The sequence below is a fragment of the Methylobacterium sp. Leaf465 genome (assembly GCF_001424705.1).
Classification (GTDB): Bacteria; Pseudomonadota; Alphaproteobacteria; order Rhizobiales; family Beijerinckiaceae; genus Methylobacterium.
In genome coordinates, this window is sequence record NZ_LMRA01000048.1 from 25972 (window position 1) to 48027 (window position 22056).

A 22056-nucleotide genomic window follows, 5' to 3' on the forward strand; every position below is an offset into this window, starting at 1 on the left:
GCGGCTCCGCGGGGGGCCTCGACAGGCGCGTCGGCCGAGCCGCCGGTCGAACGATCTTGGCTGCGAAAGGATCTTGGCTGCGAACATAGAGCGGCACCGTCGACAGGATCTGGGGCGGTCGGCGCCGGAGTTCGGGCGATCTCACACGGGCGGGCAGAGATATGTTGGCAATTTCTATTGCCGGACGATCCATCCGGTCGGGGAACCGATCCCAGGGCACAGAATTATACTTCTCGATAACATCTCCGGAGGAACGCCACGTGAAATTCTCGACGATTGCCGGCGCCGCTGCCATTTTCGCGATCACGGCCGGGACCGCGCTCGCCGCGCCCTGCAACACCGGCTCGACGAAGGGCACCAGCCCGGGTCAGCAGACCATGAACGACAAGAGCTCGACGGCCGACCAGGGCAGCAAGAACCTCGCGGGCGGCCAGCAGCCCGCCTCCCCCGGAACGGTCGGCGCGATGAACAACGTGGGCGCCAACCAGATGGTCGGCGACAAGCCCGGTTCGGAGGGCAAGAACGACCAGGGCGGCGGTGTCGGCACGTCCAGCAAGAACCTTGCGGGCGGCCAGCAGCCGGCCTCGCCCGGGACGGTGGGCGCCATGAACAATGCCGGCGCCAACCAGGAGATCGGCAAGAAGGGCGACGATTGCTGATCGCCTGACGCCAACGGCACCATCAGGACGCCCGCCCGGTCTCGCCCGGGCGGGCGTTTTCGTGCGCTTCGCGGGCGGGACCGGACGCCGCCTCCGGGACGGGAGATCCCGTCAGGTATCCCGCGCGCTCCCGACCAGGGCTGCCGTCCGGTCCCGCAAGGCCTGGAGGCTGCGGTAGCCGACCGAGGCGGCGACCTGGCGCGGCGCCCACCCATCGGCCGCCAGGGCCAGGGCTCGCACGACCCGGGCCCTGGCCCGCCATTGCCCGAAGGTGAGCCCCGTCTGCCGGCGGAATCCCCGCGTCAGGGTCCGGCGGCTCAGGCCCGCCCGCGCGGCCCAGGCATCGAGATCGAGCGCTCCGGCCGGGTCGTCGATCACGCCGAGGCAGACCCGCCGGAGCCGGGCATCGCGCGGCAGGGGCAGGGTCAGGCGTGTCTCCGGGGCGCGTCCGATCTCGTCGAGGATGAGGGCTGCCAGGTGCCCACCCCGGCCGGCCTCGTCGTAGAGCACCGGCTCGTTCGTCAGGGCGGCCAGCGCCGCGGCGAGGAGGGCCGAGACCTCGATGACCCGGGCCCGGCTCGGAAAGCCGGCGATCGCCTCCCGCGCGAGATAGGCCGAGCACATCGCCACATCCCCGTGCATGACGACGGCGTGCGGAAGGCCTGGCGGAATCCACAGGGCATGGCCTTCCGGCACGACCCAGGTCCCGTCCTCGGCCGTCGCCATCATCAGGCCGGCGGTGGCGTAGAGAAGCTGGGCTCGCGGATGGTGGTGCCGGTCCGTGCCGCTGCCGGCCGCGAAGGTCTTGGGCATCACCGCGACCGCGCGCGGGACAGCCTGGTAATCCTCCGCCCGGATCGAACGCATCGGCGTCTCCCTGGCCCGATCGCGTACGCCTTCGGCCCGACGCCATTCAACGGGTCAGGTAAACGGGAGGCAAGTCCCTGCGGAAGGCTGCCGGTGTCTGAGCACGAGGCGCAGCCGACGCGGATGCTTGCCGGAGGAGAGGACCGACCGATGGACGCCGAGACCCTGTCCCGCCGGACCCTGCGCTTCGTCAACGTGGCGCATGCCCTCGACCACTTCGTCCTGCTGATCTACCCCACTGCGGTGATCGCGATCGCGGCGCAGACGGGCCGGAGCTACGGCGAACTGATCCCGCTCGCCACCGGCGCCTTCGTGGCCTTCGGGCTCTGCGCCCTGCCGATGGGCTGGCTCGCCGACCGGTTCGGGCGTCGCACCCTGCTGGCGATCTTCTTCTTCGGCTACGGCCTGTCCTGCCTCGGCGTGGCGAGCGCGGGCAGTCCGACGGCGTTCCTGGTGTGGCTCTGCATGCTCGGGCTCGCCTCCGCGATCTATCACCCGGTCGGCTCCACCATGCTGGTGAGCCATGCCCGGCGCCTGGGGCGCGACCTCGGCGTGAACGGCGTCTGGGGCAATCTCGGGGCCGCAACCGCCTCGGGCGTGACGGCGCTCCTCGCCACGGCGTTCGGCTGGCAGGCGGCCTTCGTGGTGCCGGGCCTGGTCTGCCTCGCCTGCGGGACGGCGTTCCTGGCCCTCGTGCCGGGCGACGGCGCCGGATCGCAGGGCCGGGCCGGGGGCAAGCCCGTCCTCCCGGTCGCGCGCCCGATCCCGCTCCTCTGCGTGTTCGCCTTCGCGGTCGTGGCGGGCGGGATGACCTTCAACATCACCACGATCGCCCTGCCCAAGGTGGTCGACGAGCGCGTCGGCGCCGGACTGCCCCTGTTCCTGATCGGATCGGTGGCCACCCTCGTCTTCGCCTTCGGTGCCCTGACCCAACTGCTGATGGGCCGCCTCATCGATCGCTACAGCCTGCCGGTCCTCTTCCTCGGCCTGTCCATCCTGCAGCCCCTCGGCCTCGGCCTCGCAGCGGCGAGCACGGGCGTGCCGCTCCTGGCCGGCCTCGTGCTGACGATGGCGGCGCTCTACGGACAGGTCGTGATCAACGACGCGATGGTGGCCCGCTACGTGCCCCCGCTCTACCGCGCGCGCTACTTCCTCGGCTTCACCGTCAGCGGGTTCGTGGTGCCGTTGATCGGCCTCCTGCACGACCGGGGCGGCTTCGGCCTCGTGCTGGGAATCGCGGCGGCGTTCGGCGCCGTCATCGCCGCCGCCGCCCTCGGCTTCTTCGTCCTCACGCGGCAGCCGGCATCCCCCGCGGTCGCCCCCGCGGCCTGACGATGGCGGCCCTAGCCCTCGCCGTCCGGCGGGGGCTCGGCGCGCAGGAAATCGAAGTCGCAGCCCTCGTCCGCCTGCAGCACCGATCCGTAGAACAGGTGCGCGTAGCCGCGCCGCGCCCAGTCCGGTCGTTGCGTCGGGCCGAGGGCGGTGCGGCGGGCCTCCAGGACCGCGTCGTCCACGAGGACGTCGATGCGCCGGCCGGCGGTGTCGAGGCGGATGCGGTCGCCGGTCCGGACGAGCCCGAGGGGACCGCCGACGGCGGATTCCGGCGTGATGTGGAGCACGATGGTACCGAAGGCCGTCCCGCTCATGCGGGCGTCGGAGATGCGCACCATGTCCTTGATCCCGCGCGCCAGGATCTTCTTCGGGATCGGCAGATAGCCCGCCTCCGGCATGCCGGGCGCGCCCTTCGGGCCGCCGTTCTGGAGCACGAGGACGTCGTCCGGCCCGACATCGAGGTCGGGGTCGTCGATCCGGGTGGTCATTTCGGCGATGGAGCCGAACACCACCGCCCGGCCGGTGTGCTGGAGCAGGGCCGGGCTCGCGGCGCTGTGCTTGATCAGGGCGCCGCGCGGGGCGAGGTTGCCGTGCAGCACCGCCATGGCGCCGACCGGCTTGATCGGATCGTCGGCGGAGCGGATCACGGTCTGGCCCGGCACCGCTTCGGCCGCCGCCACCACGTCCCGCAGGGTGCCGCCCGCGACCGTGGCGGCGTCGAGGTCGATCAGGGCTCCGAGGTTCCGGAGCAGGGCCGGCACGCCGCCGGCATGGTGGAAATGCTCCATGTAGTGCTGGCCGGAGGGCTTCAGGTCGACGAGCACGGGCACGGCGCGCCCGAGGGCGTCGAAGGCATCGAGGTCGATCCCGTGCGGCGTCCGGTTGGCGATGGCGGTCAGGTGGATCAGGCCGTTGGTCGATCCACCGATCGCCTGCAGGACGATCTGGGCGTTGCGGAAGGCGGCCGGCGTCAGGAGTTCGCTCGGCCGCGGACCGCCCGAAACCGCCATCTCGGCGGCACGGCGACCGCTCGCCTCGGCGATGCGGATGCGCTCGGCATGGGGGGCCGGCACCGTGGCGCTCATCGGCAGCGACAGGCCGAGCGCCTCCGTCACGCAGGCCATGGTGCTGGCGGTGCCCATCACCATGCAGGTGCCCACCGAGGGGGCGAGGCGGCCGTTGACGCGCTCGATCTCGTCTTCGTCGATCTCGCCGGCGCGGTGCGCGCTCCAGAGCCGGCGGCAATCGGTGCAGGCGCCCAGGACCTCGCCCTTGTGATGGCCCACCACCATGGGACCGACGGGGATGACCACGGTGGGCAGGTCGACGCTCGCCGCCGCCATGATCTGCGCCGGCAGGGTCTTGTCGCAGCCGCCGATGACGAGGACGGCGTCCATCGGCTGGGCCCGCAGCATCTCCTCGGTGTCCATCGCCATGAGGTTGCGCAGGAACATCGAGGTCGGATGCGCGAAGCTCTCGTGGATCGAGATCGTCGGGAATACCATGGGCAGGCCGCCGGCGAGCATCACGCCGCGCTTGGCCGCCTCGATCAGGGCCGGGGCGTTGCCGTGGCACGGGTTGTAGTCGCTCGCCGTGTTGGTGATGCCGACGATCGGCCGGTCGAGGGCGTCGTCCGAGTAGCCCGCCGCCTTGATGAAGGCCTTGCGCAGGAACAGGGAGAAGCCCGCGTCGCCGTAGCTGGTGAGGCCCTTGCGCAGACCTTTGCTCATGATGCGCGTCCGGTTCCGGGTGTCAGGGGGCCACGCGGGCGCGCGGGTCGACGCGGGCGATGCGCGACAGGAGGTAGTCGACTTCCCGCCGCCCTTGCGCCGACAGGCTCGCGGCCGGCTTGCGCTGGGCGTCCGAGGCGAAGATCCCGCGCTTCTGGAAGACGTACTTGCGCACGGCCAGGCCCAGGGGACCCTGCTGCTGCTCGTATCGCAGATACGGCAGGTGCGCGTCGAAGAGGTCGTGGGCCGCGTCGCGTTCGCCGGCCCGTGACAGGCGCACGACGTCGACGAGCATCTCCGGAAAGGCGTAGCCGGTGTTGGCCCCGTCCGCGCCGCGCTCCATCTCGAAATCGAGGAACAGGCCGCCGTTGCCCGTGAGGATCGCGATGTGGCGCATCGAGCCGTCCTGCTCGAAGCCGCGCAGGGCGGTGATCTTGTCGAGGCCCGGCCAGTCCTCGTGCTTGAGCATGACGCAGGACGGGTTCTCGGTGACGATCCGGCGGATGACGGCCGGCGTCATCACCACCGAGAAGGTGAGCGGGTAGTCCTGGATCACGAAGGGCACGTCGGGGCCGATCGCCTCGGCCGCGTTGCGGTAGTAGGCCACCACCTGGTCGTCGGTACGCAGGGTGTTGGGCGGCCCGATCATGACGCCGGCGGCGCCGAGCTCCATCACCTCCCGGGCGAGCGACCGCATGGCCGCGAAGCCCGGGGCCGAGACGCCCACGAGGACCGGCACGTCCACGCGCCCGATGACCCGCCGGGCGATGGCCACCGCCTCGGAATGGTCGAGCTTGGGCGCCTCGCCGAGCTGGCCCAGGATGGTCAGGCCGTCGATGCCCGCGCCGAGGAAGAACTCGGACATCCGGTCGAGGGAGGTCTCGTCGACCCGGCCATCGGGGTGGAAGGGCGTCGGGGCGATCGGGATCACCCCCTTGATCGCGCTGGTGAGAGCCATGGTGTCTTCCTTGGGGGGCGGTGGGGGGCGAGGAACGGAAGGGTCAGCGGACCGCCGGCGCTGCCGGCACTACCGGATTGACGAGGTTGCGCGGCGGCTGGCCGCGCAGGATGCACAGCATCGCCTCGACGGCGCCGAGGCCCATCACCCGCAGGCTGTTGGCGCTGGTGCCGGCCACGTGCGGCGTCAGGAGCAGGTTCGGGCAGGCGAGGTAGGGGTGGTCCTCGGGCAACGGCTGGGTCTCGAACACGTCGAGGGCGGCGCCCGCGATGGCGCCCGCCCGCAGGGCCGCCGCCAGGGCGTCGGACCGCACGATGGGCCCCCGCGCCACGTTGATCAGCACCGCGCCCGGCCGCATCCGGCCGATCAGCGCCGCATCGACGAGCCCGCGCGTCTCCGGGGTCAGCGGGCAGGCGACGACGACGGCGTCGCTATCCGAGAACAGCGTCTCCCGGTCCACCGGCTCGATCAGCCCGCCGGCGGTGTGCGGGCTTCGGGAATGGCCGAGCACCCGCAGGCCGAAGCCGTGGCGGGCGATGGCGGCGACCCGGCGGCCTATCTCGCCGGTGCCGAGGATGCCCAGGGTCGTCCCGCCGATCTCGCCGAGATCGCTCGCCCGGGATTTCGCCGGGAGCCAGCCGGCCTCGCGCAGGGTCCGGTCCAGGGGCCCGAGCTGGCGGCGCAGGTGGAACAGGGCCGCGAAGACGTACTCGGCCACCGCCTGGGTGTTGCTGCCGGGCAGATTGGCCACCGGGATGCCGCGGGCGGTCGCCGCCGCCAGGGGCACGAAGTCGAGCCCGACGCCGTGGCGGACGATGCCGCGCAGGAGGGGCGCGTGGTCGAGGATGTCGTCGGGCAATTGCGCCCGCACGATCAGGCCCGCCGCCTCGGCCGCCAGGGCGCGCAGGGTCTCGGGTCGGGTGTCCGCGGCGGCGACCACCCGGGCCTCGCCCGTGAGCCGGGCGACGGCCTCCGGATGGATGGGATTGGTCAGGACCACCAGGGGGCGGAGGTCTGGCGATCGTTCGGACCGGGATGCGCTCACGCTCTGTCTGCCTTCGGGAATGCGGGCGGGGCCGATCCGGGATCGGGCGGCGTGCGGTGGCTCAGGGGTCCTGTTCCGCCACCTCGATGCGGGCCTTGAGGATCTCGATGAGGGCACGGTCGCGGCGCTCCGCCAGGACCGCGAGCGAGCGGCCGGCGGCCTCCGCCGCGATCCCGGCCACGATCCGGTCCTTCACGTCCTCGGTGAGCTCCGGGGTCCCGAGGCTGGCCCAGCGCCGGACCTGGCTCGGCCCGAGATGGTCGAGATAGTGCCGGATGCCGCCCGCCCCGCCCCCGAGATGATAGGTCATGTGCGGCCCCATCGCGGCCCAGCGCAGGCCGGGGCCGTTGCACAGGGCGGCGTCGATGTCGGCGACGCTCGCCACCCCTTCGGCCACGAGGTTGACGGCTTCCCGGTAGAGGGCCGAGGCGAGGCGGTTGGCGATATGGCCCGGCATCTCGCGGGCGAGCACCACCGGACGGCGCCCGAGCCGGGCGTAGAAGGCGGCGGCCCGGGCCGCCGTGGCGGGGTCGCCCGCCACGATCTCCACCAGGGGCACGAGATGGGGCGGGTGGAACGGGTGGGCCACCAGGATCCGCTCCGGCCGGGCGCAATCGGCCACGAGGGCGCTGCGCAGCATCGCCGAAGTGCTCGAGGCGACGAGGATCGAGGGGGGCAGCCGGCGATCGACCTCCATGAGCAGCGCGCGCTTCACCGCCTCGTTCTCCGGCGCGTTCTCCTGCACGAAATCCGTGTCCGCGAGCGCGTCCTCCAGACGGTCGTGGAAGCGCAGCGTGCCCTGCCCGTTCAGGCCGAGCTCGGACAGCTGCGCCCGCGCCGCCTCCACCGCCCGGAGGGCCGCCGCCGCGAAGCCGGGCGCCGGGTCGTAGGCCGCCACGTCGAGGCCGTGGGCGAGGAACAGGGCCGCCCAGCTGGCGCCCAGGGTGCCGCAGCCCAGCACGGTGACCCGTTCGATTTCATCCGCTTCGATGGCCGTCAAAACTCTCTCCCGGGCGGGTTTACTTTCGAATCCAGAATACGCTTATTCAAGCCCGTACCGACCGTTTTCGCGGCGGACGAAGCGGGCGACACGACCCGCGACCGGAGGAAGCCGATGTTCAAGCGTCATGCGACCGCGCGCGCAGCCCTGCTCGTTCTCGCGACCCTGGGGGCCCTCGGCAGCGCCCGGGCCGAGGACGTGGTGCGCCTCGGCAACCTGAAATTCGCCCATTACGGCGCCATCTCCTACATGAAGGAGATCGCGCCGAAATACGGCCTGAAGATCGACGAGAAGGTCTTCGCCAAGGGCGCCGACATCTATCCCGCCATGGCGGTGGACCAGATCGACATCTCGGCCTCGGGCGCCGACGGCGCGGTGGCCGCGCGCGGCAACGGCGTGAAGCTCTACGTGGTGGCGGGCTTCGCCAATGGCGGCGTGCGCATCCTGCGCCGGCCCGACCTCGACACCGTCAAGACCTTGAAGGACGTCAAGGGTCTCAAGGTCGCCACCGTCCGGGGCGGCACCCAGGACCTGATGCTTCTGGCCGAGCTCGACAAGCACGGGATGACCTGGTCCGAGCGCGCCGGCAAGGACGTGCAGCTGATCTACTTCAACAACTACGCCGACCTGAACCAGGCGCTGTCGCAGAAATACGTCGACGTGATCTGCCAGAGCGAGCCGCAATCGACCCAGGCCATCAGCGCCGGCTACGCCACCGAGGTGGTCAAGCCCTACGATACCCCCATCGGCGTGCCGGTGCGCCCGCTGGTGATGACCGAGAAGATGTACAACGAGCGGCCCGAGGTCGCCGCCAAGGTCCTGAAGCTGTTCGTGGCCGCCACCAAGGCCTTCATCGACGATCCGGCGCTGGCCGAGAAGTACGTCCGCGAGACCGTGTTCAAGGGCCAGCTCTCGAGCCAGGATTTTCGCGACGGCATGGCCAACGCGAAGTACACCTACGACGTCCCGGCCGGGCACATGCAGACGACGACCGACTACATGATGAAGTACGGCCTCGGTAAGATGGTGAACCCGCCGAAATCCGATGCCGAGTGGGTGAAGACCGACCTCCTCGACAAGGCCAAGGCCGAGCTCAAGACGAACTGAACCGCAGCATGAACCGGCTTCGCGGCGCCATCGTCCCCCTCGTCCTCCTCGTCCTGTGGGAGATCCTCAGCCGGGCCGGCGTGTTCTCCCCCATCGTGCTGCCGCCGCCGAGCGCGGTGGCGGTGAAATGGTATCACGGCCTCCTGCCCGGCCTGCCCTACGACCCGGCGATCGAGAGCCACTGGCGCTGGATGCTCTCCGGCGAGATGCCGCACGACGCGGTGGCGAGCCTCGGCCGCGTGATCATGGGGTTCTGCGTCGGGGCCGGGCTCGCGGTGCCGGTCGGCCTCGTCCTCGGGACCAGCGATCGGCTCTACGCGCTGTTCAACCCGCTTCTCCAGATCCTGCGGCCGATCCCGCCCATCGCCTACATTCCCCTAGCCATCGTGTGGTTCGGCCTCGGCAATCCGCCGGCCCTGTTCCTGATCGCGCTGGGCACCTTCTTCCCCGTGCTGGTCAACACCATCGCGGGGGTGCGGCAGGTGGATTCGATCTACATCCGCGCGGCCCGCAACCTCGGGGCGAAGCCCTGGACGATGTTTCGCCGGGTGATCCTGCCGGCGGCGAGCCCCTTCGTGCTCGCGGGCATGCGCATCGGAATCGGCACTGCCTTCATCGTGGTCATCGTCGCCGAGATGATCGCGGTCTCGGACGGGCTCGGCTACCGCATCCTCGAGGCGCGCGAGTACATGTGGTCGGACAAGATCATCGGCGGCATGCTCACCATCGGCATCCTCGGCCTCATCATCGACGGGGCGATGTCGCGCCTCAACGACCACCTCCTGCGCTGGCATCGCGGCCTTGAACGCTGAACCGGGACGCCTCACCATGTCGGCGCACATCGAGATCGCCCACGCCAGCAAGGTGTTCGGGACGGGCGCCGGCGCCGTGCCGGCGCTGGACGACATCACCGCGACGGTGCCGGAGGGGCAGTTCCTCTGCCTCCTCGGGCCGTCCGGCTGCGGCAAGTCCACCCTGCTCAACGCGGTGGCGGGCTTCACGCCCCTCAGCGTCGGGCAGATCCGCATGGGCGGGCGCCCGGTGACGGAGCCGGGGCCGGACCGGGGTATGGTCTTCCAGGAATACGCCCTGTTCCCCTGGATGAACGTGGAGGACAACGTCCGCTTCGGTCTCGACATCCAGGGCGTGCCGCGGGCCGACGCCACAGTGACGGTGGACCGCATCGTGGCCACCCTCGGCCTCTCGGATTTCCGCAAGCGCTACCCGAAGGACCTGTCCGGCGGCATGCGCCAGCGCGTGGCCATCGCGCGCATCCTGGCGCTGGACCCGCCCGTGATGCTGATGGACGAGCCCTTCGGTGCGCTGGACGCCCTCACCCGCCGCACCCTGCAGGACGAGCTCCTGCGGATCTGGGCCGAGTCCCGCAAGACGGTGATCTTCGTCACCCACTCGATCGAGGAGGCGATCTACCTCGCCGACCGCATCCTGGTGATGACCTACCGGCCGGGGCGCATCAAGCGCGACATCACGGTCGAAATTCCGCGCCCGCGCGACACGGCCTCGGGCGAGTTCAACGCCCTCAAGCGCGAGCTTGCCGGGCTGGTGATGGCCGAGCAGCAGCGCTTCACCCGCGCGGAGCTGCATGGCGCGGCCGTGGATTAAGCGCAGCCCTTCGACCTGACAGAAGAAACGCCCGCAGGCCGGTGGGCCGCGGGCGCTGAAGGTTGTTGCCAATCACCCGAGGACCAGCACGGGCAGCCCGGGAATGAAAGCGGTTCGGGCGCCGGCTGGCAAGATCAAAAGCGTCCCATGATCGGTGGCGCCTGGCCAGAACGGTCGCTTATTCAGAAAAGGGCCCTTTGCGCAGGCCCTCGGACAACTGGAGTGCCTCGAGGACGGCCTTGCCGATGCGGTCCGCCTCGTCCTCGCCGGCGGCATTGGCCAGGACGACGGCCACGGGGCGGGGCACCGACAGGGCCTGCGCCCCGACCGTGACCTGAAGCTCGTCGCCGTGGGGGGCCTCGATGCGGCGCAGGCCCACGCGCAGGCCCGCCGCTTCCCCGAAGACGCGCTCCAGGCCCGCGAGGGCCTCTCGGCTCGTGCCGAAATCGCCCGTGATGACGTCAGCCATGCGTTCTCTTCCTTCCGGCCGGTGGGGCGGATGCGCGGACCCGGTCGCCGACGGACTGAGCACAGGCAGGTCGGGCGATCAGGAGGTCGACCATTCCCGCTTGACCTCGTCGGCCGGCCGGTCGAGGCGCACGGTGTTGCCCTCGACGGACTGGACGAAGTCCACCGGAATGAAATGGTGGAGGCCCCCCGCCTCCGCGTCCGTCTTCGTCAGCTTGATCTCGCCTTTATCGACGTGATCGACGGTGCCGACATGGGCGCCGTCCGAGCCGACCACGTCGGCATGTTCCTGGATCTGCGAGACATCGACCATCGGCATCACTCCCTGTTGCCACGTCAACGGGAGCGGCGAGGCGGTGTTCCGGCCCTCAGGACGGGGTGCAGGACCCGAGGCCGGCCGGGCAGGCCCGGTCGCGCCGCGCGGCGCGCGCCATGTTGATGAGTTCACGGGCGGTGAGGCCGCGTGCCGGGATTTCGGAGGCATCCGGCCGGGCGGTCGCGGGTTTCGTGGTCAGGATCGGTCGCCCGAGGGCGAGGCCGCTGGATTGCAGCGTGGTGTCGTGACTCCGCCAGAGCCGCCGGAGCCGCAGGGCCCGAGCCTTGTCGGCCCGGGTTTCCTCGGTCCGGGCGCTGCCGACCCGCGTGTCGATTTCTGCCGTCATTCGTCCCCGTCCCGTTCCTGTAGGCGGGCGAATAGCAAAGCTTGCGCGGCGGCGACATTCTTGAAGTGGCGGCTCTCTGCTCTAGGGCCCGGATCACCGGACCCTCGACCTCCGCCAGGAAGGCCAGGTTCTCTAGGGGCAGGCCCGGGGCAACCGGGCGGCGCGCGTTTTTTGCGGCCCGGCCGGCCATGTCCCCCAGATGGGGTGCGGCACCGAGCGACGGCCGGGCTCAGCGGCCTCTGGCGCCGCGTCACGCCGGGGTCTTCATCGATCCTTAACCATGATGCGTCAGGGTGTGCTCAAGCCGGTGGCGCCCGTGGGGCGCCAGACCGGCGACGGCCATGCCGCCGGATCGGGTGACGCCGGATGTACGCGCACCGGATCCTGGCGGGCATGCCCGTCGGAGTCGCGCGTTCGCGGAACCGCGAAACCCTCGCGCCGGATGCGGCGTTGATGCTGATCCCTCGGGCAGGGTCTCGCCTCGGGCTCCCTGCGTGCCCGGACAGCCTGCCTCAACCCGACGCATCCGGACGGTGACGCATGGCCCTCCTCTTCGCCCTCCTCCTCATCGGCATCCCCATGGCGCTGGCCGCGATGGAACTGGCCCGCATGCGCGCTTCGCGCCCGCTCTGAGGACACGCGCCGAGGCCCGAGTTGGGGGGCAGCGCCCCCGCGGGCAGCCCCGGCCGCAGATCGCGTTCCGACGGACCTCTCCCCTGGGGTGGCCCCACCCGCGGTCGATTGGGGGGAACGCGGAGCGGGGCCACACTGGCCATCGGGGGGACGCGGCCAGCCCTTCGACTATGACCGGCGCGCCGGGGGGGGGCGGCATTCACCCACGTTACGACCCGTGCGAGAAGAATCCCGCGCCGGGCGGCGCTTCGCATGAGCATCACGCAGGGGGACGGCTCCTCCGCCTTGCCTCAGCGCATCAGTCGCTCCTGCAGGAAGCGGTCCTTGCGGCGCTTCGAGACGTAGGACCGAGCGGCGTAGCCGAGGGCAAATCCCAGTGCGATCATGACCAGAACGGCCAGGAACTGGAGCAGGAACGCGATCAGGACGCCGAGTGCGATGCCCAGGGCGAAGAGCGCATAGCCGGTGCCGCGGGTGCGCGGCTTGTTCATTTCCACGGCGGCGGCCAGGCGGACCCCATGGATGTTCCTCTGGATCGAACCCCGGAGGGATTCGATCCAGGCGCCGAAAATGTTGGAACCGTGCATCGGACGCCGCTCTGCGTGAAGGCGGGTGGTGAATCGGCCACCCATCAGCCTATCGCAAGCGCATCGGCTTGGTGAAGGGCGGCCCCGGGAGGATGCTTCGGCTGTCCCGTTCCGTCCCTGCTCGTTCGGCGCAGTCGAGGCCCCGTCAGGTCACGCGCGAGGTCGGGCGTGCGGCTCTGTTCAGAAGGCGTTGGTGCGGCGGGTGATTTCGGCGAGGACGGTGCGCAGGAGGATCTGGAGGTCGAGGCGCAGGCTCTGGTGCTCAATGTACCAGAGGTCGAGGGCGGCGCGGCGCTGCATGTCGGCCAGGGTGGGGGTGGGCCCGCGCGAACCGTTGATCTGGGCCCAGCCGGTGATGCCGGGCTTGACGGCGAAGCGGTGGCGGTAGGTCGGGATCTCGGCGCCGTAGTAGAGGTCGTGGGCCAGGGCATGGGGGCGCGGGCCGACCAGGGCCATGTGACGCTGCTGAACGCCCTGAGCCAGCTCGTCGATGCTGGTCCGGCGCAGCAGGGCGCCGACGCGGGTCACCCGGGCGTCGCCCCGGGTGGCCTGGTGCACGACCGCCCCGTCATCCAGCACGCGCATGGTGCGGAACTTGTAGATCTGGAACGGGTGCCCGTCCTTGCCAGTACGGGTCTGGCGGAACAGGACCGGGCCCTTGCTGTCGAGGCGCACCAGGAGGGCGACCAGGACCAGGAGCGGGGCGACCAGGAACAGGGCCAGGGCGGCCAGGGTCTGGTCCAGGGCGGGGCGGAGGGCCGCCAGGCTGGGACGGGCGAGGCTGGGACGGGCAAGGCCGGGATGGGATGGGGTCAGCGCGGTCGTGGTGGTGCCGACGGGAAGGCCCTTCCGAGCAGAAGTGGTGTCCATCGTGACAGTGCCCTCAGAATAAGCAGACATCGATTCCCATCAGCCCGTGGCGCTGAAGCGAAACAGGCCAGGTCCATCCCGTACTGCAGCGAACAATGACTACGGAAAGCATCAATAGCAGGAATTAGGCTAAATTCCTTGTAAACCATACCCTTGAATTACGACAAACCGAAGGCAGCAGCATGCACGAAAATACAGGTTTGGCAGTATATTTGCCGGCATATTGAAACATATTTCAGTTATTTGAAATGGTACTATCTGAAGTAACCATCGATATTCAAATTCGTGCTCCCGCCCCCTGTACTTCACTAAGGAAGTGCATGTTGACGTCGATGATCCGCCAAATGCCTGGCCCATCAGGGTGACAAAGCCGATGGTTGCACATGCCATGCAGAGCCCGGCGTCATGCGTGGTCGGTGCCCCCCACGGGTCTATGGGCGCCTACTCATCGCTCAGGCTTACCCACCAGGCCGACTCGACCGCAACTTTCGAGTGTCGTGTTCCTTCGGGATTGGCGCGGGGGGACAGGTCGATGCTCGTCATCTCATGTGATGGACGACATCCGCAGGATCGGTCTGACCTTTCCGAAATCCTGGCGTGCCATTACGGCACACACGTCGACATTTGCAATCCGGTACGTTGCTGCGCCGCTAATTCTGCAGGTCGTTGCGCAATCGGATCCTGCGCCCTTAATTGGGCACATCTGAATGCATCCCTCAACACGTTTTCGAGCCTGTCGGCAGTCCTGAGCCGGCAGCGAACGGATACTTTCGGGAAGGGAGAAGTACACTCAGCTCATGCTGAAGATCGGCCGAACGTTGCTCGATTTCCCGAACCTTCTTGCGTCCATCCACGAAACTTGCGGGAAAGAAGCCTCCGCCGACGATCCGTTCAGTTGGGTCGCTCAGTCGCGCCAAGGTCCAGTGCTACCACCAACCGTTTAGGGGCCGGCCGGGTCGAGGGGTCCATAGGTCGGGTTCGCCAAAACCGGCGGGCGGGCGTTCGGCCGTGGCGCGCAAGGCGGGACCTTCGGAATTCACCTCCCGGATCCGCGACCGCTGCCCTTCGTCCAGGGGTTTAGGTGCCGCCGTCAGGGCGGGCACAGTTCGCGCCGTCACCGCGGGCTTCTTCTGCGCCGACCGCCGGGCTTCCGGGGTTTTGCCGTCCGCCCCGCGCGCAACCAATAGGTTTCCTGGGCTCAGGCCGAGGGCGATTTTCATACGGGAGTCGTACCCGTAGAGGTCGGGTAGGGTCCGCACCGTGCCGGCCTCGTCCACCGACATCGTGAAATAGGCGAGGTGTACCGGCAGCTTTTCACTCAGGCGGATCTGGCGCTCGCCCTTCCCGATCAGCTTCTTCAAGCGCTCACTCGACCAGGCTTCAGGCAAAACTGCGTCGGCGAACCGGAAGGGATCCTCCACGCGCACACAGCCATGGCTTAGGGCACGGTGAGCGGAGGAAAAGAGGGTTCGGTTCGGCGTATCGTGCAGATAGACGGCGTGGTTGTTCGGGAACATAAACTTGATGAAGCCAAGAGCGTTGCGCTCCCCGGGCGGCTGACGCACCGAGACGTTGCCGTTGCGGTAGACCACTTCGTAGCCCCGACGGGCCGCGTAGTTCGGGTCGCGGGCGAGACCCGGCAGGAACTCGTTCTTCAGGATCGAAGGCGGGACGTTCCAAGAGGGATTGACGACGGCGTACTCCATCATCCCCGAGAAGATCGGTGTGGGCGATTCCGTTTTGCCGACGATCACGCGTGCTTCGTCGCGCTGACGCCCATCCCGGACGACCCGTAGGCGGAACTCCGGGATGTTGACCATTACGTAGTCGCGGCCGAGGTCGGAGGGCAACCAGCGCCAGCGCTCCATGTTCACGATGAGCGCGGCCTCCGCGTCGTCGGTGCGGGCTGCGGATTCGGGCCGGGAAAGAGCGGACACTGTTTGCAGGGTCAATGTGCCATTCGGGGCTAGACCTCGCGCGCGCTGGAACGCCGTCACGGCCGCGACCACGCCGGCATCGTAGAATTCTGGATTGCCCGGTCCGGCATCGAGGGTGCGGGCCGTCCGGGTTTCGAGTCCAAATCGCCTACGCAGGGCCGGAACGCGCGGGTCCGTCATGCCGAGCTTGAGCACTGGCCCCGGCGGCAGATGCACACCGGCCGCGGACGGAGTCTGGCCGTTACCTCGCAACACCGCGAGGCGCGCCTTCAGGGAGAGGTAGCCCGACTGAGCCGGATTGTAGCCCTGCAGCAGCGAACCGGCCGACGCGCCGCCGGATGCGATGCGGGCGAGGACGGCATCCGGTGCCGGCAAATCGAGGACCGGCGTGATCAAGCGAGACAGGTTGGCAAGATGGATGCGACCACCGCGCGCATCCCGTGCATAGAGCACGACGGCGGCCGAGAGCTTCAGGTCCGCATCCGCGATCTGCGCTTCGGTGGCGCCCTGCGTTCCAAGAACCGGCACAGGATAGGCGGACGCCGCTAGACCGTCCTCCCCCGCGGAGGCCAGACGGGCGACCGCGGATTTTGCCGCAGGCGTGAGTGCTCCATCGACGATCCAGACCGGCTTGAAGGCACCCAACGCATAGAACGCCTGAATGGCCTCGCGATCCTTCGTCGAGAGCCGGAAGAGGAGCGGTGTCGGATCGGCAAGCCGGGTGGCGATGGCAGCGGCCTGCGGGTCGGTCGGCAGGGGCGGCGGTGCCGTTGCTTCGCTCGCAGAAGGCGTTCCCGGAATGGACGCGTTCGCGTCCGGTCCCCTCGCCGCAATCGGACCCGCGCTATCGGCAGACGGATCGGGCCTGGCTGCCTCGGGCGCGCCCGGATCGACCGAGGCGTTCCGCGTGACCGGGGTCGCGGAGGCTGCATCCGGAGCCTGTGCGTGTGAAGGCTGGGCCTGCGATTTCTGAGCGTCGGATGCGCGACCCTCTTGCTGCCGCATGTCGGAAACCTGGGCCTGGGCCCCATAGGCTGAGCAGCCCGCCAGCAGTGCGGACAGCGCGACGGAGGCAGAGCGCAAAACGCCCATGATGGCAACTCCTCGGGACCGACCATACCGGCCGATAGCATTAGGATAATCGGACCAGGCGGCCGCGTGCGCAATCGCACGATCGCCGATGAGAGGTCTCAGGCAGCAGCCTCGTCGACCTTGTCCTCTTCCGCGAGACCAAGATCCTTGAGTTTCCGGTAAAGGGTAGATCGGCCAATTCCGAGGCGGCGTGAGACCTCGGACATTCGGCCGCGATAGAATTGGAGTGCGAAGCGAATGATCTCTGCTTCCAAGCCGTCCATCGTCTTCATCTCGCCGGTCTCTTCCGCGACCAGACTCATGGCATGCGGATCGCGCACTTCCACCCGGACGATCTCCCTCACGGGCTGCGGCGCGCCGCCCTGCACCATCGGCTGGATCGGTGCGGCGGGAATCCGGATGTCGAAGCCTTCTACCTGGGCGGCGATCTGCGGGAATTCGGACACCGTGAGTTCGTCGCCATCCGCCAGCACCACCGCGCGGAACAGAGCGTTTTCCAGTTGGCGGACGTTACCCGGCCAGCCGTACCGGGTTACGAGCGCCATCGCCTCGGGTGTGATGGCTCTGACCTTCTTGCCTTCTTCGGCCGCGAAGCGCGCGCAAAAGGAGCGCACCAGATCAGGAATGTCCTCGCGGCGAGCCCGTAACGGCGGCAGCGTCATGGGGAAGACGTTCAGGCGATAATACAGGTCCTCGCGGAATCGGCCCTGCTTGACCAAGTCGAGGAGCGAGCGATTCGTCGCCGAGATCAGACGGATGTCCACCCGTACGCTGCGCTTTCCGCCCACCGGATCGACCTCACCTTCCTGGAGAGCGCGCAAAAGCTTCACCTGTGCATCGAGGGGCAGTTCGCCGATCTCGTCAAGGAAAAGCGTTCCACCCGAGGCTTCGACAAACTTGCCAACATGACGCTCGGTAGCGCCCGTGAAGGCGCCCTTCTCGTGGCCGAACAGGGTGGACTCGACGAGGTTGTCGGGGATCGCGCCACAGTTGACGGTGACAAAGGCCTTGCCGCGTCGATCGCCGGACCCCTGGATCGCCCGTGCCAGCACCTCCTTGCCGACGCCGGACTCCCCTTCGATCAGCACCGGGATGTTCGATTTGGCCGAGCGCTCGGCGAGGCGGATCACGCGCTCCATATCCGGGCTCCGCGATGTCAGATCCTTGAAGCTCAGCGCGCCTGAGGCGCGCCGGCGCATGCGGCGGACCTCTTCCTCGAGCTGATCGACCTTCAGAGCGTTCTTGATCGAGACCTGCAGACGCTCGGCACCGGCTGGCTTGACCACGAAATCCGTGGCGCCCGCACGCATCGCCGTGACAACGGCATCGATCGAGCCGTTCGAGGTCTGAACGATCACCGGCACGTCGAGGCCGGTTCTGCGCATCTCGGACATGACGCCCAGTCCATCGAGGCCACCGGGCATGACGAGGTCGAGAAGCACCACATCGATCGCATCGCCGGCGCGCAACGCCTCGAGGCCCTGCTCGCCACTCTCGGCCACCCGCGCCTCGAAGCCGAGGCGCCGAACCATCGTTTCGGCGAGGCGGCGCTGCACGGGATCATCGTCGACGATCAGGACCGTTGTCGACATGGGGCAGCCTCGCTGTTCGCAAGCGGACGGCATCCGGCGACACGAGGGTCCTCCGGGCGTCATCGTCGCTGGCGTGTTTCGTTTCGAACCGCAGGGTGCCCCAAGAGCGTAAAGCCGTGCTTAACGACGATCCGACTTTTGCGTAGCGGAGAGCGTTCGGCACGCCCCCACTTCCACACCCGCTGACAAACTGTCCCGACCCGCAGGATTCTGATCGACTCAGATTGATCGGACGGCCTTTGCACTCGATATCACCGCGCACGGACCTGACCGGTCCGAGAGGGAACCAGATCATCATGCCGAGCCGAGCCGTCGCCACTGCCAGTCATTCGGGCATCGTCGCGAATGCGGAAGGGGCCAGCGCTGCCAGAGCCGCCGCGCATGCGGCCGATCTGGGGGCTTTGCCGGAATGGGACCTTGCCGACCTGTATGCTGGGATCGATTCTGCCGATTTCTCGGCTGACCTGGTCCGAGCCGAAGCGGATTGTGCCCGGTTCTACGAGCGCTACGCCGGTCGCCTCGCCGAGATGGCGGCCGCGCCGGATGCCTCGGCCCAGCTAGCCGAGGCGGTCGCGACATACGAAGGCATCGAAGATCTGCTCGGACGCCTGATGTCTTTCGCGGGCTTGGTCTATTCCGGCGACACCACCGATGAGCTCAGGGAAAAATTCTACGGAGACACGCAGGAGCGGCTGACGGCGGCCTCCAGCCATCTGTTGTTCTTTGCCCTCGAACTGAACCGCATCTCCGACGAGGCGATGGATCGGGCCATGGCGGATGGGCCGCTCAACCATTACGCGCCTTGGCTGGAAGACCTGCGGCGCGAGAAACCGTTCCAACTCGACGATCGCACCGAGAAACTTTTCCTTGAAAAGTCCGTCACCGGGCGCTCGGCCTGGAATCGGCTCTTCGACGGTACGATCGCGGCACTCCGCTTTCCCGTGCAGGGTGAGCAGCTCACCTTGGAGCCGACCCTCAACAAGCTTCAGGATCCGGATGGCGTCATTCGACAGGACGCTGCGGGCGCTCTCAGCGAAGTCTTCCGTGCGAACCTGCGCACCTTTACGCTGATCACCAACACGCTCGCCAAGGACAAGGAAATTTCCGACCGCTGGCGTGGCTTCAAGGACGTCGCGGATGCGCGTCATCTCTCGAATCGCGTCGAGCCCGAGGTGGTCGCCGCGATGGTGGAGGCTGTCCAGGCCGCGTATCCGCGGCTGTCGCACCGCTATTATCGCCTGAAGGCTAAGTGGTTCGGCGTCGAGGCTCTGCCCTATTGGGACCGAAACGCTCCTCTCCCCAAGGTCGATCAGCGCACCATTCCGTGGAGCGAAGCGCGTGACACTGTCCTCGACGCCTACCAGGCGTTCTCTCCGCAGATGGCCGACATCGCCCGGACGTTCTTCGACCGCAACTGGATCGACGCTCCGACCCGCCCCGGAAAGGCGCCCGGCGCCTTCGCGCACCCGACCGTGCCCTCGGCCCACCCCTACGTCCTGGTCAACTACCAGGGCAAGCCGCGGGACGTGATGACCCTGGCGCACGAGCTCGGCCACGGCGTGCATCAGGTTCTCGCCGGCCCGAACGGCGCCCTGATGGCGCCTACGCCTCTGACCCTAGCCGAGACTGCCAGCGTCTTCGGTGAGATGCTGACCTTCCGCCGCCTCCTAGCCGCCACCACGAACACGAACCAGCGCCGCGCCATGCTGGCGGCGAAGGTCGAGGACATGATCAACACGGTCGTGCGCCAGATCGCGTTCTACGCCTTCGAGCGGAAGGTCCACCTCGCCCGGGCACAGGGCGAGCTGACCGCCGAGCAGATCAACGGCCTCTGGATGTCGGTTCAGTCCGAGAGCCTTGGTCCGGCGATCGCGCTTGATGCGGGCTACGAGCCGTTCTGGGCCTACATCCCTCACTTTATCCATTCGCCATTCTACGTCTATGCCTATGCTTTCGGCGATTGCCTCGTGAACTCGCTCTACGGCGTCTACGCCAAGGCGGAAGACGGGTTCGTGGAGCGCTACTTCGCCCTCCTGTCGGCTGGCGGTGCCAAGCCCTACGGCGAACTCCTGGGCCCCTTCGGCCTTGACGCCCGCGACCCTGGCTTCTGGCAGATCGGACTCTCGATGATCGAGGGCATGATAGTCGAACTTGAAGGGATGGAGGCTGCATAAGCGCTCAACGATATGAGCGATGGAAGGAGGACGCCTTTCGGTGTTCGTCCTGGACAAACGGGGGGTGGTTCGTCGGTGGACCCGGCGCCTCGCTCGTCCCGGGCTGACCAACTCGTCCCGTGGCATCGCGAAGGGCGATCCAAGTGGAACATGCCGGAGCTGTAAGGGTAATTCGCGAGCTCGCCACCGGTGAGAGTGACGTCGGCTGACTGAAACGCCCAATTCTCGACGATCGGCCCGGCACTGGACTGTCGAGCCGCGACCCATGAGCCCGCTGCCCTGGCGTGATCGATCACTGCGCTTATCTCCGAAAAAAGTTTCTCCCGACGAGTTGATTGATCCCGATGGCCGACACCGATCGTGAAGCCAACCGCTTCTCCGCCCGCGCAAGTCGCTATGCCCGCGTCGGCGCCAATGTCGGAGGGGTGGCGGCGCGCATGGCCGGCGCGAAGCTGTTCGGCGGAAAGGAGGCTCCGACCAATGCGGCAGCCCTGGCGCAGGCCCTAGGCGGTTTGAAGGGCCCGATCATGAAGGTGGCGCAGCTTTTGGCGACGGTGCCGGACCTGTTGCCGCCCGATTACGCCACCGAACTGCAGAAGCTTCAGGCCGATGCGCCTCCGATGGGCGCCGCTTTCGTCAAGCGACGCATGATCGCCGAACTGGGGGCCAATTGGCAGACCCGATTCCGGACCTTCGACCTCAAACCGGCGGCAGCTGCCTCCCTCGGTCAGGTCCACCGCGCCACGGCCCTCGACGGCACGCACCTCGCTTGCAAGCTTCAGTACCCGGATATGCAATCGGCCGTAGAGGCCGACCTTAAACAGCTTGAAGTCGCATTCGCCCTGCATCGGCGGATGTCCTCGTGGCTCGATACCCGTGAGATCGCAAAAGAAATCGGTGCCCGTGTCCGCGAGGAACTCGACTACGAGCGCGAGGCCAAGCATGCCGTCCTCTACGGCGACGTCCTTCGCGACGTCGATGCGGTCCGCGTGCCCGCCATCCACAAGGATCTCTCGACGAAGCGTCTCCTGACGCTCGGCTGGCTCGACGGGCAGCGCATCCTCGATTTCGCCGAGAGTCCAGTAGACGTCCGCAATCGTCTGGCCCGGTCGATGTTCAAGGCCTGGTGGCATCCGTTCAGCCGTGCCGCCGTCATTCACGGCGATCCACACCTTGGCAATTACACGGTCTTCTCAGAAGGGGGCGAAGCGCGGGGGATCAACCTGCTCGACTACGGCTGCGTCCGCATCTTCCATCCACGCTTCGTCGGCGGTGTCGTCGACCTGTATCGGGGCCTGCTCACCAACGACAACGCACGCATCGTCCATGCCTACGAGACCTGGGGGTTCAAGAATCTCAACAAGGAACTCGTCGAAATCCTGAATATCTGGGCGCGCTTTATCTATGGGCCGATCCTGGAAGATCGCACGCGAACCGTGGCCGACGGGGTCAAGCCCGGCGAGTATGGGCGCCGACAAGCCTTCGAGGTTCATCAGGCCCTGAAGGCACGCGGTCCGGTTACGATCCCGCAGGAATTCGTCTTCATGGACCGGGCGGCGGTCGGCCTCGGCGCCGTCTTCCTGCATCTCCGGTCGGAGCTGAACTATCACCAGTTGTTCGAGGCCGAGATCGACCGTTTCTCCCTCGCGGATCTCGAAGAGCGACAGGGCGAGGCACTGGCAAAGGCAGGACTTGCTTCTCCGGCTTGAAAGCGTGGCCA

General features: G+C 68.1%; 19 protein-coding genes. 7 read left to right on the forward strand and 12 right to left on the reverse strand.

Annotated features, from left to right (window positions below; translation table 11 throughout):
- The first annotated feature begins 260 nt into the window (after window positions 1-260).
- On the forward strand, window positions 261-659 hold the full coding sequence (locus ASG51_RS22005) for a hypothetical protein (protein WP_056216603.1): 399 nt from the start codon (window positions 261-263) through the stop codon (window positions 657-659).
- A 111-nt stretch (window positions 660-770) separates the two neighbouring features.
- Here the strand turns inward: ASG51_RS22005 and ASG51_RS22010 are convergent, their stop codons facing one another.
- Window positions 771-1526 carry a helix-turn-helix transcriptional regulator gene (locus ASG51_RS22010; RefSeq protein ID WP_056383048.1) on the reverse strand — a complete coding sequence of 252 codons (756 nt, stop codon included), beginning with the start codon at window positions 1524-1526 and terminating at the stop codon, window positions 771-773.
- Between the two features lie 150 nt (window positions 1527-1676).
- Here ASG51_RS22010 and ASG51_RS22015 point away from each other — a divergent pair, with 150 nt between their 5' ends.
- Complete coding sequence (locus ASG51_RS22015; protein WP_056383050.1) at window positions 1677-2858, forward strand: MFS transporter; 1182 nt, start codon at window positions 1677-1679, stop codon at window positions 2856-2858.
- Window positions 2859-2869: 11 nt separating this feature from the next.
- On the opposite strand, the gene ASG51_RS22020 is transcribed toward ASG51_RS22015, so the two are convergent.
- The 4 genes from ASG51_RS22020 to ASG51_RS22035 form a co-directional block, all read right to left on the reverse strand.
- The gene (locus ASG51_RS22020; protein ID WP_056383052.1) at window positions 2870-4588 is read right to left on the reverse strand and encodes an IlvD/Edd family dehydratase; all 1719 of its coding nucleotides are present in this window, start codon (window positions 4586-4588) and stop codon (window positions 2870-2872) included.
- A 22-nt stretch (window positions 4589-4610) separates the two neighbouring features.
- Window positions 4611-5546 carry a dihydrodipicolinate synthase family protein gene (locus ASG51_RS22025; RefSeq protein ID WP_056383054.1) on the reverse strand — a complete coding sequence of 312 codons (936 nt, stop codon included), beginning with the start codon at window positions 5544-5546 and terminating at the stop codon, window positions 4611-4613.
- A 43-nt stretch (window positions 5547-5589) separates the two neighbouring features.
- Entirely contained in the window at window positions 5590-6591 is a 1002-nt protein-coding gene (locus ASG51_RS22030; RefSeq protein ID WP_056383056.1) for an NAD(P)-dependent oxidoreductase, read from the reverse strand.
- Between the two features lie 61 nt (window positions 6592-6652).
- On the reverse strand, window positions 6653-7591 hold the full coding sequence (locus ASG51_RS22035) for a 3-hydroxyacyl-CoA dehydrogenase NAD-binding domain-containing protein (RefSeq protein WP_244480230.1): 939 nt from the start codon (window positions 7589-7591) through the stop codon (window positions 6653-6655).
- A gap of 114 nt (window positions 7592-7705) precedes the next feature.
- Between ASG51_RS22035 and ASG51_RS22040 the strand changes: the two genes are divergently transcribed.
- Genes ASG51_RS22040 through ASG51_RS22050 form a run of 3 tightly spaced genes read left to right on the forward strand, consistent with a single transcriptional unit; the run spans window position 7706 to window position 10321 of the window.
- The gene (locus tag ASG51_RS22040) at window positions 7706-8698 is read left to right on the forward strand and encodes an ABC transporter substrate-binding protein (protein ID WP_082514194.1); all 993 of its coding nucleotides are present in this window, start codon (window positions 7706-7708) and stop codon (window positions 8696-8698) included.
- An 8-nt stretch (window positions 8699-8706) separates the two neighbouring features.
- Window positions 8707-9510, forward strand: coding sequence for an ABC transporter permease (locus ASG51_RS22045; protein ID WP_056349457.1), 804 nt, complete (start codon window positions 8707-8709; stop codon window positions 9508-9510).
- A gap of 16 nt (window positions 9511-9526) precedes the next feature.
- Entirely contained in the window at window positions 9527-10321 is a 795-nt protein-coding gene (locus tag ASG51_RS22050; protein WP_056383058.1) for an ABC transporter ATP-binding protein, read from the forward strand.
- A gap of 178 nt (window positions 10322-10499) precedes the next feature.
- On the opposite strand, the gene ASG51_RS22055 is transcribed toward ASG51_RS22050, so the two are convergent.
- The 7 genes from ASG51_RS22055 to ASG51_RS22085 all read right to left on the reverse strand — a co-directional run bounded on the left by ASG51_RS22055 (window position 10500) and on the right by ASG51_RS22085 (window position 18162).
- Window positions 10500-10790 (reverse strand): hypothetical protein, encoded by a 291-nt coding sequence (locus ASG51_RS22055; protein WP_056216586.1) that lies wholly within the window; start codon window positions 10788-10790, stop codon window positions 10500-10502.
- 78 nt (window positions 10791-10868) lie between these two features.
- Entirely contained in the window at window positions 10869-11102 is a 234-nt protein-coding gene (locus ASG51_RS22060; RefSeq protein ID WP_056216583.1) for a DUF2171 domain-containing protein, read from the reverse strand.
- Between the two features lie 55 nt (window positions 11103-11157).
- A complete protein-coding gene (locus tag ASG51_RS22065) occupies window positions 11158-11451 on the reverse strand; it encodes a hypothetical protein (RefSeq protein ID WP_056216580.1) in 294 nt (97 codons plus the stop codon).
- 923 nt (window positions 11452-12374) lie between these two features.
- Window positions 12375-12671: a hypothetical protein gene (locus ASG51_RS22070; RefSeq protein WP_156389827.1), complete on the reverse strand. Its 297-nt coding sequence runs from the start codon at window positions 12669-12671 to the stop codon at window positions 12375-12377.
- Between the two features lie 180 nt (window positions 12672-12851).
- Window positions 12852-13541 carry a sugar transferase gene (locus ASG51_RS22075; RefSeq protein WP_082514196.1) on the reverse strand — a complete coding sequence of 230 codons (690 nt, stop codon included), beginning with the start codon at window positions 13539-13541 and terminating at the stop codon, window positions 12852-12854.
- A 926-nt stretch (window positions 13542-14467) separates the two neighbouring features.
- Window positions 14468-16570 carry a L,D-transpeptidase family protein gene (locus ASG51_RS22080; RefSeq protein WP_056383063.1) on the reverse strand — a complete coding sequence of 701 codons (2103 nt, stop codon included), beginning with the start codon at window positions 16568-16570 and terminating at the stop codon, window positions 14468-14470.
- Window positions 16571-16668: 98 nt separating this feature from the next.
- Complete coding sequence (locus tag ASG51_RS22085) at window positions 16669-18162, reverse strand: sigma-54 dependent transcriptional regulator (RefSeq protein ID WP_056383064.1); 1494 nt, start codon at window positions 18160-18162, stop codon at window positions 16669-16671.
- A gap of 296 nt (window positions 18163-18458) precedes the next feature.
- Between ASG51_RS22085 and ASG51_RS22090 the strand changes: the two genes are divergently transcribed.
- Both ASG51_RS22090 and ASG51_RS22095 read left to right on the forward strand, forming a co-directional pair.
- A complete protein-coding gene (locus tag ASG51_RS22090; RefSeq protein ID WP_056383067.1) occupies window positions 18459-20336 on the forward strand; it encodes a M3 family oligoendopeptidase in 1878 nt (625 codons plus the stop codon).
- A gap of 344 nt (window positions 20337-20680) precedes the next feature.
- Complete coding sequence (locus ASG51_RS22095) at window positions 20681-22045, forward strand: AarF/ABC1/UbiB kinase family protein (protein WP_056383069.1); 1365 nt, start codon at window positions 20681-20683, stop codon at window positions 22043-22045.
- The last annotated feature ends 11 nt before the right edge of the window (window positions 22046-22056 follow it).